Annotated in this window: 14 protein-coding genes; 12 read left to right on the top strand and 2 right to left on the bottom strand. The window is 61.2% G+C overall.

Translation table 11 applies throughout. From position 1 onward, the window contains the following. Nucleotides 1-34 precede the first annotated feature (34 nt). The 12 genes from AB7951_RS17695 (at nt 35) to cnbZ (ending at nt 14867) form a co-directional block, all read left to right on the top strand. Nucleotides 35-694, top strand: a complete 660-nt coding sequence (locus AB7951_RS17695; protein ID WP_439062636.1) for a TetR/AcrR family transcriptional regulator — start codon at nt 35-37, stop codon at nt 692-694. A 194-nt stretch (nt 695-888) separates the two neighbouring features. Then, entirely contained in the window at nt 889-1620 is a 732-nt protein-coding gene (locus AB7951_RS17690) for an ABC transporter permease (protein WP_246297556.1), read from the top strand. A gap of 75 nt (nt 1621-1695) precedes the next feature. After that, entirely contained in the window at nt 1696-2688 is a 993-nt protein-coding gene (locus AB7951_RS17685; RefSeq protein ID WP_089266958.1) for an ABC transporter substrate-binding protein, read from the top strand. A gap of 50 nt (nt 2689-2738) precedes the next feature. After that, entirely contained in the window at nt 2739-3590 is an 852-nt protein-coding gene (locus tag AB7951_RS17680; protein WP_439061341.1) for an ABC transporter ATP-binding protein, read from the top strand. A gap of 11 nt (nt 3591-3601) precedes the next feature. Beyond that, entirely contained in the window at nt 3602-5014 is a 1413-nt protein-coding gene (locus AB7951_RS17675) for a hypothetical protein (RefSeq protein ID WP_439062637.1), read from the top strand. 2 nt (nt 5015-5016) lie between these two features. Then, complete coding sequence (locus AB7951_RS17670) at nt 5017-6168, top strand: Gfo/Idh/MocA family protein (RefSeq protein ID WP_089266960.1); 1152 nt, start codon at nt 5017-5019, stop codon at nt 6166-6168. An 8-nt stretch (nt 6169-6176) separates the two neighbouring features. Then, complete coding sequence (locus AB7951_RS17665) at nt 6177-7376, top strand: dihydrodipicolinate synthase family protein (RefSeq protein ID WP_439061342.1); 1200 nt, start codon at nt 6177-6179, stop codon at nt 7374-7376. A gap of 1 nt (nt 7377) precedes the next feature. Then, nucleotides 7378-8241 (top strand): sugar phosphate isomerase/epimerase family protein, encoded by an 864-nt coding sequence (locus AB7951_RS17660; RefSeq protein ID WP_439061343.1) that lies wholly within the window; start codon nt 7378-7380, stop codon nt 8239-8241. 643 nt (nt 8242-8884) lie between these two features. Then, nucleotides 8885-9592, top strand: coding sequence for a TetR/AcrR family transcriptional regulator (locus AB7951_RS17655; protein ID WP_439061344.1), 708 nt, complete (start codon nt 8885-8887; stop codon nt 9590-9592). A 1-nt stretch (nt 9593) separates the two neighbouring features. Further along, the gene (locus AB7951_RS17650; RefSeq protein WP_089266964.1) at nt 9594-10790 is read left to right on the top strand and encodes an efflux RND transporter periplasmic adaptor subunit; all 1197 of its coding nucleotides are present in this window, start codon (nt 9594-9596) and stop codon (nt 10788-10790) included. 116 nt (nt 10791-10906) lie between these two features. Next, nucleotides 10907-13996, top strand: coding sequence for a MexW/MexI family multidrug efflux RND transporter permease subunit (locus AB7951_RS17645; protein WP_089266965.1), 3090 nt, complete (start codon nt 10907-10909; stop codon nt 13994-13996). A gap of 127 nt (nt 13997-14123) precedes the next feature. Continuing rightward, entirely contained in the window at nt 14124-14867 is a 744-nt protein-coding gene (gene cnbZ / locus AB7951_RS17640) for a 2-amino-5-chloromuconate deaminase CnbZ (RefSeq protein WP_309949107.1), read from the top strand. A 3-nt stretch (nt 14868-14870) separates the two neighbouring features. Here cnbZ and AB7951_RS17635 read toward each other — a convergent pair whose 3' ends face one another. After that, entirely contained in the window at nt 14871-16334 is a 1464-nt protein-coding gene (locus AB7951_RS17635; RefSeq protein ID WP_439061345.1) for a UdgX family uracil-DNA binding protein, read from the bottom strand. A gap of 21 nt (nt 16335-16355) precedes the next feature. Beyond that, nucleotides 16356-17597, bottom strand: coding sequence for a putative DNA modification/repair radical SAM protein (locus AB7951_RS17630; RefSeq protein ID WP_441255947.1), 1242 nt, complete (start codon nt 17595-17597; stop codon nt 16356-16358). Nucleotides 17598-17642 lie beyond the last annotated feature (45 nt).

The following is a 17642-nucleotide window of genomic DNA, read 5'->3' as shown; positions in this document are numbered from 1 at the left end:
GAAAGCATTGAAGTGGCAGCGTGACCCGGAAGGGATGCGTCTGCGCATTCTCGAGGCTGCCAAGAAGGAATTCGCGAGCAAGGGCCTCGCCGGTGCGCGCGTCGATCGCATCGCTGCGCAGGCCGGCGCCAACAAACGCATGCTCTACTATCACGTCGGCAACAAGGATGCGCTCTATCTTGCGGTACTCGAAGGTGCCTATGAGCAGATCCGCGCCGAAGAACGCACGCTCGATCTCGAACATCTCGATCCGCCTGAGGCCATCGAGAGCCTGATCGCCTTCACCTGGAACTACTTTATTCGCAACCCGGAATTCCTCGCGCTGCTCAACACCGAGAATCTGGAGCGCGCGAAGCACATCAAGCGCTCCACCAAGGTGAAGTCGATGCATTCGCCCTTCGTGGAGATGATCCGCACGGTGGTGTTGCGCGGCGTCGCGTCAGGCGATTTCAAGGTCGCGATGGATCCGGTGCAGCTCTACATTTCCATCGCCGCGCTGAGCTTTTTCTATATCGGCAACAACGCCACGCTCAGCGTGATTTTCGGCAGGGATCTGCTGGCGAAGGAGGCGAGGGACGAGCGGCTGGCGCATATGGTGGCGCTGGTCCTGGCGGCGCTCACCGGGCGTTCGGTCGCCGAATTCCAGTTGCCCCCGGCATCGGTTGTCCACACCCCGACGCGCCAAAGCGCCTGAAATCATTGTGTAATTTTCGCTAGTTAAGCGCCCAATTGACAATGGCGAAGCCATGCGCTGTATTTATCCAACGAGTTAAATGCGACCGCGAAGCCGGCATCTGGGAGACGAGACGCGTGAGTGAGAAGAAAGCACCCGGCAGTGTATCGAAGCTGCTGAACGCCTCATGGCTGCGCCCATTCCTGTTGCTGGTGATGATCGTTGTCGGCTGGGATCTCGCGATCCGCATCTTCAACATTCCTGCCTATCAGATCCCTGCGCCCGGCGACGTCGTGAAGGTGCTCTACACCGATTGGCCCGAGCTGCTCGCGCAGTCAGGGCCCACGACTTACGCCACGCTGCTCGGCTTTCTCGCTTCGGCCGTGTTCGGCATCCCGATTGCCATGCTGATCGCCGGTTCGCGGACCGTCGAGAGCTATGTCTATCCGCTGCTGGTGTTCTCGCAGTCGATTCCGAAAGTCGCCATCGCGCCCTTGTTCGTGGTGTGGTTCGGCTTCGGCATCGTGCCGAAGATCATTGCAGCCTTCCTGCTTGGCTTCTTTCCGGTCGTCGTGTCGGCGGTGCAGGGCTTCAAGTCGGTCGATCCCGACATGGTCGATCTTGCCCGCGCCATGAAGGGCAGCCGCTTGCGTGTATTTTGCGCGGTGAACCTGCCGCACGCACTGCCGGCGATCTTCTCCGGTCTCAAGGTGTCCGTCACACTCGCCGTCGTCGGCGCGGTGGTTGGCGAATTCGTCGGCTCCAATTCCGGCATCGGCTATGTGCTGCAGCGCTCGATCGGCACCTTCGATCTGCCGACGATGTTTGCGGCTCTCGTGATCCTCGCGCTGCTCGGCGTCATTCTGTTCTGGCTGGTCGATCGCATCGAACGTTTTGCGATTCCCTGGCATGTCAGTCAGCGCGCGGATGTCTTCATCGGGTCCTGATCGGGGACGCGCAATTTCCAAACAAGCGGTCCGGCGAAACGGGCCGCGATCACCTGCTTCAATGGGAGGCTAAAAATGCTGAAATGGGTTACTGCTGTTTCGACTGCCGCGATCACCGTCACGCTCGCACTCGCCACGCCGGCCGCTGCGGCCGACAAGGTGACGCTGATGCTCAACTGGTATGTCTATGGTGAGCATTCGCCGTTCTATTACGGCAAGGCCAAGGGCATCTATGAAGCCGAAGGCATCGATCTCGACATCCAGGAAGGCCGCGGTTCGGCGGCCACCGTGCAGGCCGTTGCCGCCAAGAGCGTGAACTTCGGCTATGTCGACGTTCCCACCATGATGCGCGCAGCCGTGAAGGGCGCCCCGGTGATCGCCACCGGCGTGCTGCTGCAGACCTCGGCCATGTCGGTGATGGGCTTCGTCGACAAGAACATCAGGAAGCCGGACGACATCAAGGGCAAGACCGTGGCGATCACGCCGGCGGATTCCATGACCCAGATCTGGCCGCTGTTCCTCAAGAAGGCGGGCCTCAAGGAATCCGATTTCAAGACCGTCGCCGGCGACGGACAGACCAAGCTCAACGCCGTCATCAACGGCCAGGCTGACCTGCTGCTCGGCTACGTCATGGACCAGTCCATGAAGATCAAGGATGCCACCGGCAAGGATGTGTATCCGATCAAGTTCGCCGATTACGGCATTCATCTGGTGTCGTCGGGCATCATCACCAATACCGACTATGCCAAGGCCAATCCGGATCTCGTGAAGCGCTTCATGTCGGCCACCACCAAGGCCGTCGAAGCTGCGTCGAAGGAGCCGAAGGCTGCCGCGCAGTCGATCCTCGATGCCAACCCGAAGGGCGGCAAGATCGAGACCCTGACCCAGGGCTTCGAACTCACCATCCCGCTCTACACCACGCCGGAAACCAAGGGTAAGCGCCCGTTCCAGGTCACCGATCAGAACATGAAGGAATCGGTAGAGCTGATGGTCGAATATGGCGGTCTGGAAGCCAAGGCCAAGGAAAATCCGAAGGCCTTCTACACCAACGAATATCTGCCGAAGTAACCGGCCCGGTTATCTCGACCGAACTGACGAAATCAACAGGACTAGCCGTAATGACTGCAGCGATGAGGACCATGAGCGTCGATCAACCGAGTGCGCATCTTCGCGTCGTATCCGAGCAGTCCGCACCATCAAAGGCGTCGGGGATCAATCTCTCCGGCGTCTCCAAAACCTATGGGACCGGCGACGGCCAGGTGCAGTCGCTGCGTCCCCTGGACTTCCACATCAATGACGGTGAGTTCTTCGTCGTGGTCGGCCCATCCGGCTGCGGCAAGTCCACGCTGCTCAAACTGATCTCGGGCCTTCTTGCGCCGACATCCGGCGAAATCCACGTCGACGGTAACAAGGTCACCGAACCCCATGGCGATGTCGGCATCGTGTTCCAGAATGCGTTGCTGCTGCCGTGGCGGAACATTCTGAACAACGTGTTGATGCCGATCGATATGAAGAACCTGTCGCGCGAGAAATATATCCCGCGCGCCAAGGAACTGCTGAAGATGGTGGGCCTCGAAGGTTTCGAGAAGAAGCTGCCGTGGCAGCTGTCCGGCGGCATGCAGCAACGCGCCTCGATCTGCCGCGCGCTGGTGCACGATCCCAAGATCATGATGATGGACGAGCCGTTCGGCGCGCTCGACGCCATGACGCGCGAGAAGATGAATGTCGAGCTGTCGCGTATTCAGCGTACCACCGGCAAGACGATTCTCCTCATCACCCATTCGATCCCGGAAGCGGTGTTTCTGGCCGACAAGGTGCTGGTCATGACCGAGCGCCCCGGCGGCATTGCCGCGATCTATGACGTGCCGCTCGGGCGCGAGCGCACGCTCGATGCGATGTCGAACCCGATCTTCACCGATCTGGTCGCACGCATCCGCAAGCACTTCATGACCAACAGCACGCTGGACTAGCGCCCATGTCCATGTCGGCACGGATCGCCTTGCGAGACATTACGCTGTTCGAGCGCCACGTGGCGTTCGTGCGACCGTTTCGCTTTGGCGCCGTGACGGTCAATGCAGCGCCGCAGGCGTTCGTTCGGGTCGAGGTCGAGGTCGAAGGCAAAGGCGTGTTCGTCGGCGCCTCAGCCGAGCTGATGGTGCCGAAGTGGTTCGACAAGCGGCCGCATCTGGCCATCGGCGACACCGTGAACGAGCTGCGGCAGTCGCTGGTCATCGCGAAAGAGCTCTATCGCGCGCAGTCGGGTTTCATTTCGGCCTTTGGTCTGTATGCGGCCTGCATCGGCGACCAGATGAAGGCCGGCGCCGAACTGGACATTCCACCGCTGGCTGCAAGCTTCGGTCCGGCGGAAATCGACAAGGCTGTGCTCGACGCACTGCTGCGTGGCTTGGGCACGGATTTCTTCACGGGCATGAAGGCCAACGTCGCCGGTCTTACCGCGCGTCTTGCTCCCGATCTCGGCGCCGACGACATCGCGACGTTCCTGGCCAGCCGTCACCGGCTTGAGCGCGTCGCGCTGCGCCACACCGTCGGCCTCGATGATGTGATCGAAGGCGAGGGCGGTGTCGCCGACCCCCGTGAGAATAGCGGCGCACGATACTTCAAGCTCAAGATGAACGGCGATCCCGCGGCAGACGCCGCACGTTTGACCCGGATCGGAAATGCGCTGACGACGCTGCCTTACGATTATCAGGTGACGCTCGACGCCAACGAGCAATATGCCGATCTCAACGCGCTCGGCGCGCTGGTCGATCGCCTCGACAATGACAGCGCACTGGCGCCGATTGCATCCAGGCTACTTTACATCGAGCAGCCGATGCCGCGCGATATCACGCGCGAGTCGCCGCTCGGCCAATTGTCGTCGCGCAATTTCATCATTGATGAGGCTGACGACAATTGGGATGCATTCCCCGCCGCCAAGGCGTTGGGCTATCGCGGCATCTCCTCGAAATCCTGCAAGGGCTTCTACAAGTCGATTGCAAATGCGACCCGTGCTGCCGCGTGGAGCGCGCAGGGTCTCAACCATTTCATCACCGGCGAGGATCTCACCTGCCAGGCCGGGCTTGGCGTGCAGCAGGATCTCGCGCTTGGCGCGCTGATTGGCGTCACCCATGCCGAGCGCAACGGCCATCACTACGTCGATGGTTTCGGTACTGCACCAGCGGAGGAGGCCGAGGCCTTCCTGACGGCGCATGCCGATCTCTACCGCCGCGACGGCGACACCATCCGTCTATCGATTCACGACGGCGATCTCCTCACGGGATCGCTGAACTCTGCCGGATTTGCATCCGGCGCACATCCGGACTGGTCGGCGCTGGCGCCACTCCAGCTCGCTTCATCCGATCATTCTCAAACTAAAGTTCTCCAGGAGTCCTGACTATGGCTGTCCACCGCCTCGGCATCATCATGAACGGCATCACCGGCCGTATGGGTCTCAACCAGCATCTCGTGCGCTCGATCGTCGCGATCCGTGCGCAGGGCGGCGTGACCCTGAAGAACGGCGACCGCATGATGCCGGATCCGATCCTGGTCGGTCGCAATGCCGAGAAGATCGAAGGCCTCGCCAAGAAGTACGGCATCGAGCGCTGGACCACTGATCTCGACAAGGCTTTCGCCGACAAGAACGACAGCATCTTCTTCGACGCGGCGACCACGCAGGCACGCCCGGGCCTGCTCAACCGCGCCATCGAGGCCGGCAAGCACATCTATTGCGAGAAGCCGATCGCGACCAATCTCGAAGCCGCGCTCGACGTCATCAAGAAGGCCAATGCCAAGGGCCTTAAGCACGGTACGGTGCAGGACAAGCTGTTCCTGCCCGGCCTGAAGAAGCTTGCGATGCTCCGTGACTCTGGCTTCTTCGGCAAGATGCTCTCGGTACGCGGCGAGTTCGGCTACTGGGTGTTCGAAGGCGATTGGCAAGAAGCCCAGCGCCCGTCGTGGAACTACCGCGCTGAAGACGGCGGCGGCATGATCCTCGATATGGTCTGCCATTGGCGTTACGTGCTCGACAACCTGTTCGGCGAAGTCGAGAGCCTGACGTGCTTGGGCACCACCGACATCCCGGCGCGCTGGGACGAGCAGGGCAAGAAGTACACGGCCACTGCCGACGACTCTGCCTACGCCACCTTCAAGCTGAAGGGCGGCGTCATCGCCCACATGAACATGTCCTGGGCGACGCGCGTCTATCGCGATGATCTCGTGACCTTCCAGGTCGACGGGACCCACGGTTCGGCCGTGGCCGGTCTCACCGAGTGCATGATCCAGGCCCGTCAGGCGACGCCGCGCCCGATCTGGAATCCCGACGAGAAGCGTACCCACGACTTCTATGCCGACTGGCAGAAGGTTCCAGACAACGCCGTCTATGACAACGGCTTCAAGGAACAGTGGGAAATGTTCATCCGTCACGTCTGCGAGGATGCGCCCTACAAGTACACGCTGCTCGAAGGCGCCAAGGGCGTGCAGCTCGTCGAATGCGCGCTGGAAAGCTGGAAGGAGCGTCGCTGGATCGACGTTCCCACGCTCAAGGTCTGAGGTTCGTCATGAACAAGCCAGTCATGCCCACGTCCACCGGCTCAACGCTGTCGCTGAAACTGCCGAAGGCCGATCGTTCGATCGAGACCTATCGTCTCGCAGCGTCGCGCACGTTTCCGGCCAAGCTGGAAGGCACGCTGAACCGCATCGCTTTCTCGGCGGCACATATCGTTGCCGACCCGCTGGCGGAATGCGATCCGTGGCTCAATCAGACCATCGATTGGGACCGCACCATCGCATTTCGTGAACACGTCTGGGATCTCGGTCTCGGCGTCGCAGAAGCGATGGACACCGCGCAGCGCGGCATGGGTATGGACTGGCCGACCTCGCTCGAACTCATCACGCGCTCCGTCGCGGCGGCGAAGCCGCGTGGTGCGCTGGTGTTCTCCGGCGCCGGTACTGATCACCTTGCGGTGGAAGATGCCAAGTCGATCGACGACGTGATCAAGGCCTATGAACAGCAGTTCGAAGCGATCGAGAAGGTCGGCGGCCGCATCATCCTGATGGCGTCGCGTGCGCTGGCAAAGCTCGGCAAGAGCGCCGAGGATTACGGTCGCGTCTATGACCGTATCCTGTCGCAGTCGGCGCAGCCGGTGATCATCCACTGGCTCGGCGACATGTTCGATCCGGCGCTGGCCAATTACTGGGGTACGCCGAGCCTCGACACCGCGATGGACATTGCCGTCGACGTCATCAACCGTAACGCCGCCAAGGTCGATGGCGTCAAGGTGTCGCTGCTCGATGCACAGCGCGAGATCGATATGCGTCGCCGTCTCAGGCCCGAAGTGAAGATGTATACCGGCGATGATTTCAACTATGCAGAATTGATCGCCGGAGACGATAAGGGCTTCTCCCATGCGCTGCTCGGTATCTTCGATGCCATCGCGCCGGCGGCGTCCTATGCGCTGTCGCGTCTCGCTGCGGGCGACGAGGCCGGCTTCCACGACGTGCTCGGCCCGACAGTGCCGCTGTCGCGTCATATCTTCAAGGCGCCGACGCGGTTCTACAAGACGGGCATCGTGTTCATGGCCTATCTCAACGGCCATCAGGATCACTTCACCATGATCGGCGGGCAGGAGAGTACGCGCTCGACTCAGCATCTCGCCGAACTGTTCCGTCTCGCCGACAAGGCCGGTCTCTTGTCCAATCCCGAACTGGCGACGCAGCGCATGAAGGCGATCATGGCAACACGTGGGATCGAAGCCTGAGATGCGTGACTTTTCCAACGACCATCGCTGGCTGTCGCTGAACACGGCGACGGTCCGCAAGCAGGGCGACTTTGTCGCCATTGCAGAAGCCTGTGCCCGGCACAAGATCCGCGGCGTTTCGCCGTGGCGTGACCAGGTCGCTCATGTCGGCCTCGACAAGGCCGTGAAGGCGCTGCGGGACCACGACCTCGAACTGTCCGGCTATTGCCGCGGCGGCATGTTCGTCTCGGACGAAGCCCATCGCCAGCAGCAGCGCGACGACAACAAGCGCTGCGTCGATGAAGCGGTGGCATTGGGCTCACCGTGCATCGTGCTGGTCGTCGGCGGCCTGCCGCAATATTCGCGGCCGGGCTCTGCGCCGTCGAAGAACATCATCAATGCGCGTGCGCAGGTCGATGATGGCATCGCCGAGATGATGGAATACGCCAGGCAGGCAAAGATGCCGCTGGCCATCGAGCCGCTGCATCCGGCTTACGCCGCCGATCGCGCCTGCGTGAACACCACCGAACAGGCGCTCGACATCTGCGACCGGCTCGATCCCAACCGCACCGGTATGCTTGGCGTCGCCCTCGACGTCTATCACATCTGGTGGGACCCGGAGCTGCATGCGCAGATCGCGCGGGCAGGACAGGATCGTCTGCTCGCATTTCACGTCTGCGACTGGCTGGTGCCGACCAAGGATATCCTCAACGACCGCGGCATGATGGGCGACGGCGTGATCGATATCAAATCCGCCCGCGCGGCTGTCGAGGCGCAGGGCTTCGCCGGTTACTCCGAGATCGAAATCTTCTCAGAGAACTGGTGGAGCAAGTCGATGGACGAGGTGCTGACGACCTGCATTGAGCGTCACAAGACGGTGGTGTAACTCACGGTGTAGTGCCGAAACGCACGAACCTCTCAACATTCCCGGGGCGCGCTCTTGCGCGAGCCCGGAATGACAATTGAGAGGGTAGAGCTTAAACATTTTTTCCTATACATCTTGACAATATACCTAGAAGGATTGTCCTCCGCTCATCCAGTTCGCGAGGGCGCTTCTAGAGGCGTCTTGAGGTGGAGCTGGGATTGCGGCGTCTACGGGCGGGAGGAGACGTTCCCTCGCGCACTCGGGAGGCCCTGGGTAGCCGTCCGGGCCCACTACAGGCTCTGACGGAAACGGCTGGACTGGGACAAGCAAAAGCGGGGAAACCGGCCGGCGCCACGTCCCAGGAAGCACGGTCCCGGGGACAGAAATCGCCCATAGCAGTCGCAGACTGCGTAAACTTGTCTGCGGTGTGGCGTTGCGCGGTTGCGGATTACCGGCGTTCCGGCGGAGCGGATGGCGATAAAAACCACCCTTTGTGCCTCACGGCGCGCTGCCACACCTCATCTTGAGGGGACCGCATAACTCGGGCGCATTGGCGTCGCGAGAATGCAACACTGTGGCGGCCAGATACCACCTGCAGTCATTCTCCGGATGCGATGCACCATTTTCTTGACACGAATAGAGGTGAGTGCTTACTCACGACGCTATGAGCACACTTCGAATGACCCATGACCTCAGGCGCGAGCTGATCCTCAGCGCGGCGAAGCGATGCTTTGCGCGCAATGGATTTGCCGGCACTACGACCAAGAGCGTGGCGGCTGCGGCGTCGATTTCGGAAGGCTTGCTGTTCAAGCACTTCCCGACCAAGTCGGCGCTCTATGCCGAGATCCTGGCGGAGGAATGCGAAGCCGATCCCGGACTGAACAAGCTGCTCGGTCTGCCGCCGTCGACCGAGACGCTGGTGATTTTGATTCGCGGCATGGTCGGGCACTTCCTCGACATTCCGCGCGATCCCGATCCCGATCATGAAGAGGCACAGCGCCTGCGGCTAATGGTCATCAGCCAGTTGCAGGACGGCGAATTCGCCCGGCTGCTGTTTGACAAGATCGGCGAGCTGATCGGCCCGACCTTTACGGCGTCACTTGAAGACGCTGTCCGGACAAACGACGCGGTCCGGATCGGAAAAGAGCCGATGGGTCTTTTCTGGTTCGCGCACCACACCGCGATGATGGCGGCATTATCGCGCCTTCCCTCGGTTCCCTGTTTGCCTTATGCCAGCACCGCCGACAACGAGCGGCAACTTTGTGAGTTTATTCTCCGCGGTATCGGACTGAAAGACACGGCGATCGCGACGTATATCGATCGCGAGCTTCCGGCGTACCTGATGCCAGCGACTACGACAGAAAGCGCATGACATGACACTCACGACCGAACCCAACAGCACTACGGCGCCGCGTGCGACTGTCGAGAAGCCCCGTCCGCGTCCGCGGATGGTGCGTTGGTTCATCATCGTCGGCATCCTGCTGGCGATACTGGTGGGCGGCCTGGTGGGCTTCAACGCGTTCCGCGCCCACATGATCAAGCAGTTCTTCGCCACCATGAAGCCGCCGCCGACTGTGGTGAGCGTTGCGGATGCAAAATCCGAAGTCGTGCCCAACCTGATCAGCGCCGTCGGCGATCTCGCCGCTGTGCATCAGGTCAACGTCACCTCCGACGTCAATGGCCGCATTACCGACATCCAGTTCACCGCGGGCGCGACCGTCAAGGCCGGCCAGCCGCTGGTGCAACTGTTCGACGGACCGGACCAGGGCGACCTCGCCAACTTCAAGGCGGCTGCCACCGTGGCGCGCATCAATCTCGACCGCGCCAAACAGCTCGCCGAGCGTCAGGTGGGTCCGCAGGCCACCGTCGACACCACGCAGGCGGCGTATGATCAGGCACAGGCCAATATCGCCAAGACCGAAGCGGTGATTTCGCAGAAGCAGGTGCGCGCGCCGTTCGACGGCGTGCTCGGCACGCGTCGGGTCGAAGTCGGCCAGTACCTGACGGCCGGCACGCAGATCGTGTCGCTCACCGATCTGTCCGCCGTCTACAACAACTTCACGGTCACGGAAAAAGACTCCGGCAAGCTGCAGGTCGGTCAGGCCGTGCGCATTTCGGTGGACGCTTATCCGGGCCGCAAGTTCGAGGGCAAGATCACCACGATCGAGCCGCAGATCAGTGCGGATACGCGCAACATTCGTGTTCAGGCGACGCTGCAGAATCCGGAAGGCATTCTGAAGCCGGGCATGTTCGCGACCACGACCGTCGTGCTGCCGGACAAACCGGCTGTGATCACCGTGCCGGAAACCGCAGTCGACTACACGCTCTATGGTGACTCGGTTTACCTGATCACCGAGAAGAAGACCGACGATGGCAAGACCGAGCTCTCGGCGGTGCGTACCTTCGTGCGCACTGGCGATCGCATCGATGGCCGTGCGGTGATCACGCAGGGCCTGAAAGCCGGCGATCGCGTCGTGGCGGTCGGACAGCTCAAGTTGCAGTCCGGCGCGCTGGTGTCGATCTCGACCGATCCATTGCCGCAGATTCCGGCGAAGCCGCCGCTGAACTGAAACCCGATGGACGGGCCGCGAAATGCGGTCCGTCCCGGTTCATCTGAATGAATTTTCTCGCATCGTCGCGCGGCCTGTGATGGCTGGCAGACGGTGCCGATGACGGAGCGACCGCAATGGTCTTCACGGATATCTTCATCAAGCGCCCGGTGCTGGCGCTGGTCGTCAGCCTGCTGATCCTGCTGATCGGTTTCAAGGCTGCAACCAGCCTGCCGATCCGTCAGTATCCGAAACTGTCGAACACCGTGATCACCGTCACCACGGTGTATCCCGGCGCGTCGCCGGACCTGATGCAGGGCTTTATCACCACGCCGATCGAGCAGGCCGTCGCGGCTGCTGAAGGCATCGACTACATGACGTCGGCGTCGACGCAGGGCCAGAGCCTGATCTCGGTCTATATCAAGCTCAACGTCGATCCCAATGCTGCGCTCACCGAAGTGCTGTCGAAGGTCAATTCGGTCAAATATCTGATCCCGCGCGAAGCGAATGACCCCGTCATTCTGAAGTCCACGGGATCGACGACGGCGGTGATGTATCTCGGCTTCTCCAGTGAGGAACTGTCTGGCTCGGCGATCTCCGACTACCTGACGCGCGCGGTGCAGCCGATCCTGTCGACGGTGGACGGCGTGGCGTCGGCCGAAATCCTCGGCGGTCAGACCTTCGCCATGCGCCTGTGGCTCGATCCGCTGCGCATGCAGGGCCGCGGTGTATCTCCGGACGATGTCGCTGCGGCGATCCGCGCCAACAACTTCCAGGCGGCAGCCGGTCAGACCAAGGGCTATTACATCGTCTCCAACGTGACGGCGAATACCGACCTGCAGAACGTCGAGCAATTCAAGCGCATGACGGTGAAAGCCAAGGACGGTGGCTTTGTTCGTATGGAGGATATCGCCACCATCGAGCTTGCCGCGCAGAGTACGGACGCGAGCGTGGCGTTTAGTGGCGAGCGCGCGATCTTTATCGGCGTGCAGGCGACACCGCTCGGCAATCCGCTCAACATCGTCAAGGGCGTGCGCGCGCTGTTCCCCGAACTCGAGCGTAACCTGCCGCCATCGCTGAAGATGAAGGTAGCCTACGACTCCACCAAGTTCATCACGTCGTCGATCGAGGAAGTTCAGAACACGCTGATCGAAGCCGTCGGCATCGTGATCGTGGTGATCTTCCTGTTCCTGGCTTCGTTCCGCTCGGTCATCATTCCGGTGGTGACGATTCCGCTGTCGCTGGTCGGCGTCTGCAGCCTCATGCTCGTCATGGGCTTCAGCATCAATCTGCTGACCCTGCTGGCGATGGTGCTCGCCATCGGCCTCGTGGTCGACGACGCCATCGTGGTGGTGGAGAACATCCACCGCCATCTGGAGGAGGGCAAATCGCCGGTGCAGGCGTCGCTGGAAGGCGCGCGCGAGATCGTTGGTCCGGTCATCTCCATGACCATCACGCTGGCGGCGGTGTATGCGCCGATCGGCTTCATCGGCGGTTTGACCGGTGCGCTGTTCCGCGAATTCGCCTTCACCCTGGCGGGCTCGGTGATCGTATCCGGCGTTATCGCGCTGACGCTGTCACCGATGATGTGCTCGGTGCTGTTGAAGCAGGAAGAGCCGGGCTGGTTCGCCAAGAAGGTGGACAAGGTGTTCGGCGCCACCACGCGCTGGTATGGGCGGCAGCTCGATCGCTCGCTGGACTATCGCCCCATCACGGCCATGTTCGCCGTTGTGATCCTCGGTCTCGTCGGCTTCATGTACATGAACACATCGAAGGAGCTGGCGCCCGAGGAAGATCAGGGCATTCTGTTTGCGGTGACCAAGGCACCGAAATACGCCAACATCGACTACGCGGATTTCTATGGCGATCGCATGGACGAGGCGTTCAAGAAGTTCCCGGAAACCGATCTGCGCTTCATCATCAACGGCACCAACGGTCCGAGCAACGGTATCGCCGGCATGCTGCTGAAGCCGTGGGACGAGCGCAAGCGTTCGTCCACGCAGCTGAAGCCGCTGGTGCAGGCCGAACTCAGCAAGATCGAGGGCGTCAACGCCTTCGCATTCAACCTTCCGGCGCTGCCGGGCGGTCCCGGCGGTCTGCCGATCCAGATGGTGATCAGCTCGACCAACGGTTTCCAGTCGGTCTATGAAGAGATGGTCAAGTTGAAGGACACCGCGCGCAAGAGCGGCCTGTTCATCGTCAGCGACAGCGATCTCGATTTCAATCAGCCGGTGGTGCGCGTCTCCATCGATCGCTCCAAGGCCAACGACCTCGGCATTACGATGTCGAGCATCGGCAATACACTGGCGACGCTGCTCGGCGGCAACTACACCAACCGCTTCAACCTCGAGGGGCGCTCCTATCAGGTAATCCCGCAGGTGCCGCGCGGCATGCGGCTCTCGCAGGATTCGCTGGCGAACTACTATGTGCCGACGATCACGGGTCAGCAGGTGCCGTTATCGACGCTGGTGAAGGTCGAAACGGGCACCAACCCGAACGCACTGTCGCACTACAACCAGCTGAATTCGGCGACCTTCCAGGCGGTGCCGATGCCCGGCGTGACGGTGGGGCAGGCGGTCGACTTCCTTGAGGGCGCCGCCAAGCAACTGCCGTCGGGCTTCAATCACGACTACCTCGCCGACAGCCGACAATATGTACAGGAAGGCAACCAGCTCGCGGTGGCGTTCGGCTTCGCGCTGATCATCATCTTCCTGGTGCTGGCAGCGCAGTTCGAAAGTCTGCGCGATCCGCTCGTGATCATGATCACGGTGCCGATGGCGATCCTGGGCGCGCTGATCCCGCTGTTCTTCGGCATGGCGACGATCAACATCTACACGCAGGTCGGTTTGCTGACGCTGGTTGGTCTGATCTCGAAGCACGGCATCCTGATGGTGGAGTTCGCCAACGAACTGCAGCTCAAGGAAGGTCTCGATCGTCGTTCGGCCATCGAGATGGCCGCCCGCGTGCGTCTGCGTCCGATCCTGATGACCACGGCTGCGATGGTCACCGGCCTGTTGCCGTTGCTCACCGCGGCGGGTGCTGGTGCAGCGAGCCGCTTCTCGATCGGCCTCGTCGTCGTCTCCGGCATGATGATCGGCACGCTGTTCACGCTGTTCGTGCTGCCCGCGGTTTACGTGGCCATCGCCACCGATCACCGCGCCGGCAAGGAAACGGAACGTGCCAAGCAGATCGAGGAATTCGATCTGGAGCACACGCGGACGGCCTGATCGCACGGACGCGGCCTTGCGAAGCTGAGCTTGCGGGGCCACGTGGTTTGAGGTTGGATGGCGGATCGCTTCATGCGATCCGCCATTATCTTTTGGCGGCCCGCATGGCCTCCACAGGACCCATCCCATGACGCGCGATTTTCCGGCCGGCAACTATCGCTATCTTCCCGCAGTTTTTCAGTATTCCAGCGGCGTTGCCGCCAATGCGGATTTCGAGATCGAGCGCGTTCGTTTCGACACGTGGCTGCCATTGGCCGATGGGTTTGCGCGTATTGCCGATTACATTCTCGCGGCGGATCGCCCGCTGACGTCGTTCTGCGCCTGCGAGTTGCGCTCGCCTGCAGTGGTCGACGAAGCTGGCTTCCGGAAGTTCAACGAGCACTATGTCAAGACGCTTGCTGAATGGGGCATCTTCGACGGCACGAATAATCCCGTCGCGCGCAGCAATGTGTGCCTCGAGATCGATCCGCCCAGTGAACCGTCGTTTTACGCGTTCTCGTTCACGCGGCCGTCGCTCGGTGCCAAGCCGACTTTCGTGATTGCGGGTGGCGCTGAAGCGCGCGGTGGTCCTGGAACATATCCCGAGCGGATCACGCGCTATCGCGAGACCTCGCCGGACGCATTCCGGGAGAAAACGCGGATGACCATGAGCAATATGGAAGAACGCCTCGGCGCCTTCGGCTTCTCATGGAAGGACACGACTGCGACGCAGATCTACACGGTACAGGACTTCCATCCCGTGGTGGCCGATGAGCTGGTCAAGCGCGGTGCGTCGCGGCAGGGCATGACCTGGCATTTTGCGCGGCCGCCGGTCGTCGATCTCGAATTCGAGATGGATACGCGGCGTGTGATGCGTGAATTTGTGATTTGACCGTCAGGCAGCGCGCGCTGATTTGCTGAGATGCGCGGCGACGATGCGCAGATCGTCGACGAAATGCGCATATTCGCGTGCCTTGGCATCCTCGTCGGGCAGTCGTAGCAGATAGGATGGATGCACGGTCACGAGAACCTGTGTGCCGTCGTCAGCCTGGATAATCTGGCCACGGGTCTTGCCGATCGGCGTGATCTTGCCGAGCACGCTTTGCGCGGCTGTCGCGCCCATCGCGACGACGAGCTCGGGTCTTACGGACGCTTTTTCGCGCTCATACCAGGGACGGCACGCCTTGATTTCCGGCGTTGCCGGCTTCTGGTGCAGACGGAATTTTCCGCGCGGCACGAATTTGAAATGCTTCACCGCATTGGTGACATAAACCTTGTCCCTGACAATGCCGGCTTCCTTCAGCGCCTTGTCGAGCATCTGTCCGGCTGGTCCGACGAATGGCTTGCCGGCAAGGTCTTCCTTGTCGCCGGGCTGTTCGCCAATCATCATCACAGAAGCATGCTGCGGGCCTTCGCCGAACACGGTTTGCGTTGCGTCTTTCCACAAATGGCAGGCACGGCAATCGGCGGCTTCATCGCGCAATGCGGCAAGACTTTCCTTCCCGGTATGTTCGGCCGTTTTGGTCGCATGCGACTTGACCATCGTGTCCTCCCGACGTTGTGGTTTCTTGGGCGCGCTGGCTTCTGCCGCGATCATGTCACCTGTGATGCGTTCAGCTTGCGCGATCAGCGGCTTGATCAGCGCGGCTTCGGGCAGGTTGCGCCAGTATTTCTTCGGCATCTCGTTCTGCATCGCCTTGGTCTTCAATCGCGCCGGGTTGAAGATGTTGGCGTAATAGGTCAGCCACACCTCTTCGAGCCGATCTTTCGTCGGCGCATCCGACTTGCTGACACCGGGCGTGATGGAAATCGCATGGCCATCCCAATGCGCACAGAGATCCGGCGTCAGGATCGACCACGCCATGTCGGCAAAGCGCCGCGCGAAGAATGGCGCCGCGAGTTCGATGATGTGATGTTCGGGCTCGAACCAGGCGACGAAATGCGACTTCGGCTCGCGGCCGATTTCGCGAAACCGCACGAAAGCATGCATCTTGTGCTCGTCGCGCCGGACAGCCTTGGCCATCGCCTGCAATTTAGCGATGTCGGAATCGATCGCGACGTGGATCAGATCGGGATTGTCGCGCAGCCGCCACAGGAGGCGATAGAGCAGGGCGAAGCGTTCGGGATCGCGATGCAGGATCGCAGTTTCGGCGAGTTCGACGAATTTGGCCGGAACGTTGAACGTGCCTTTTGCAGCGTCGGATAGCGACGTTGCCGGCGAGGCGGAGAACAATTCAGGCTCGGCGCCTGCAACCGTCCATGTCACGTCAGTGGGAGCAATGTCGTTGAGCGCCAGTTTGCGTGCCGCCTTGCGCCAGCCTTCAAAGTCGGTGTCGCTCTCCAGCACTATGGTGTGCATCGGGTCTCCTGAAATGAAATTCTAGAACCCAAATCCCAATTGCGTCGCCTTCGGTTTGAACCGCTCCGCCAGCCTCGCGCCGTCCAGCAAATTAACGGCCGGGCGATGATCCGGAAGAACGATGAAAGGCAGTGCCTTGTTCCGCGGGATATGCAGCCGGGCGAGATCGCCAACGCGGATCGACGAGATGCGGCGCGTTTCGATGATCCGCTGCACGGCCTTGGCGCCGAAACCGGGCACGCGCAAAAGGTCTTCGCGGCTGGCGCGGTTGACGTCGAGCGGGAAGCGCTCGCGGTGTCGCAGCGCCCAGGCGAGTTTCGGGTCCATGTCCAGCGACAGCATGCCGTCATTGTCATCGACGATCTCGTCGGCATCAAAGCCATAGAAACGCATCAGCCAATCGGCCTGATACAGCCGATGCTCGCGGATCAGCGGCGGGGCGCGCAGCGGCAGCGAACGGCTCGCATCGGGGATTGGGCTGAAGGCGGAATAATAGACACGCTTCAGATTGTATGACCCGTACAGATTGGCCGAGGTGCGGATGATGGTTGAATCATTGGCGCTGTCGGCGCCGATGATCATCTGCGTGCTCTGGCCGGCCGGCGCAAAACGCGGCCCGACTTTGCCGCGCGGCGTCGGCTTGCGACCTTCGCGGGCTTCGTCGAGCTTCAGCCGCAAACGGCCCATGGTGCGGCGTATGGCGCGAACGTCTTTTTCCGGAGCCAGCTTGGCGAGGCTGTCTTCCTCGGGCACCTCGATATTGATCGAGAGGCGGTCGGCATATTGGCCGGCCTCGGTAATCAGTACATCGTCGGCTTCCGGAATGGTCTTGAGATGGATATAGCCGCGGAAATGATGCTCCTTGCGCAGTTTCCGCGCGACGGCGACAACCTGTTCCATCGTGTAATCGGCGCTGCGGATGATGCCCGAGGAAAGAAACAGTCCCTCGATGTAATTGCGCCGGTAGAAATCCAGCGTCAGTTGCACCACTTCGTCGACGGTGAAGCGGGCGCGCGTCACATTGCTGGAGGCCCGGTTGACGCAATAAAGGCAATCGTAATTGCAGGCATTGGTGAGCAGGATCTTCAGCAGCGAGATGCAGCGGCCGTCCGGCGCGTAAGAATGACAGATCCCCATGCCTGCATCGGTCGAGCCGATGCCTTTGCCGTCGCGGGAGTCCCGTTTCTCGGTACCGCTGGACGCACAGGACGCGTCGTATTTCGCGGCATCTGCCAGGATCTCCAGCTTGCGCTTCAGGTCCATGTTCAAAAATCCCTTTGATTTCAAATGCTAAAAAAGTGGCTGATG

Origin of the sequence: Tardiphaga sp. 285_C5_N1_2, assembly GCF_052076065.1 — a bacterium.
GTDB lineage: Bacteria > Pseudomonadota > Alphaproteobacteria > Rhizobiales > Xanthobacteraceae > Tardiphaga > Tardiphaga robiniae.
The sequence above is the reverse complement of the archived record's forward strand: the minus strand, read 5'-3'. Positions and strand labels throughout refer to the sequence as shown.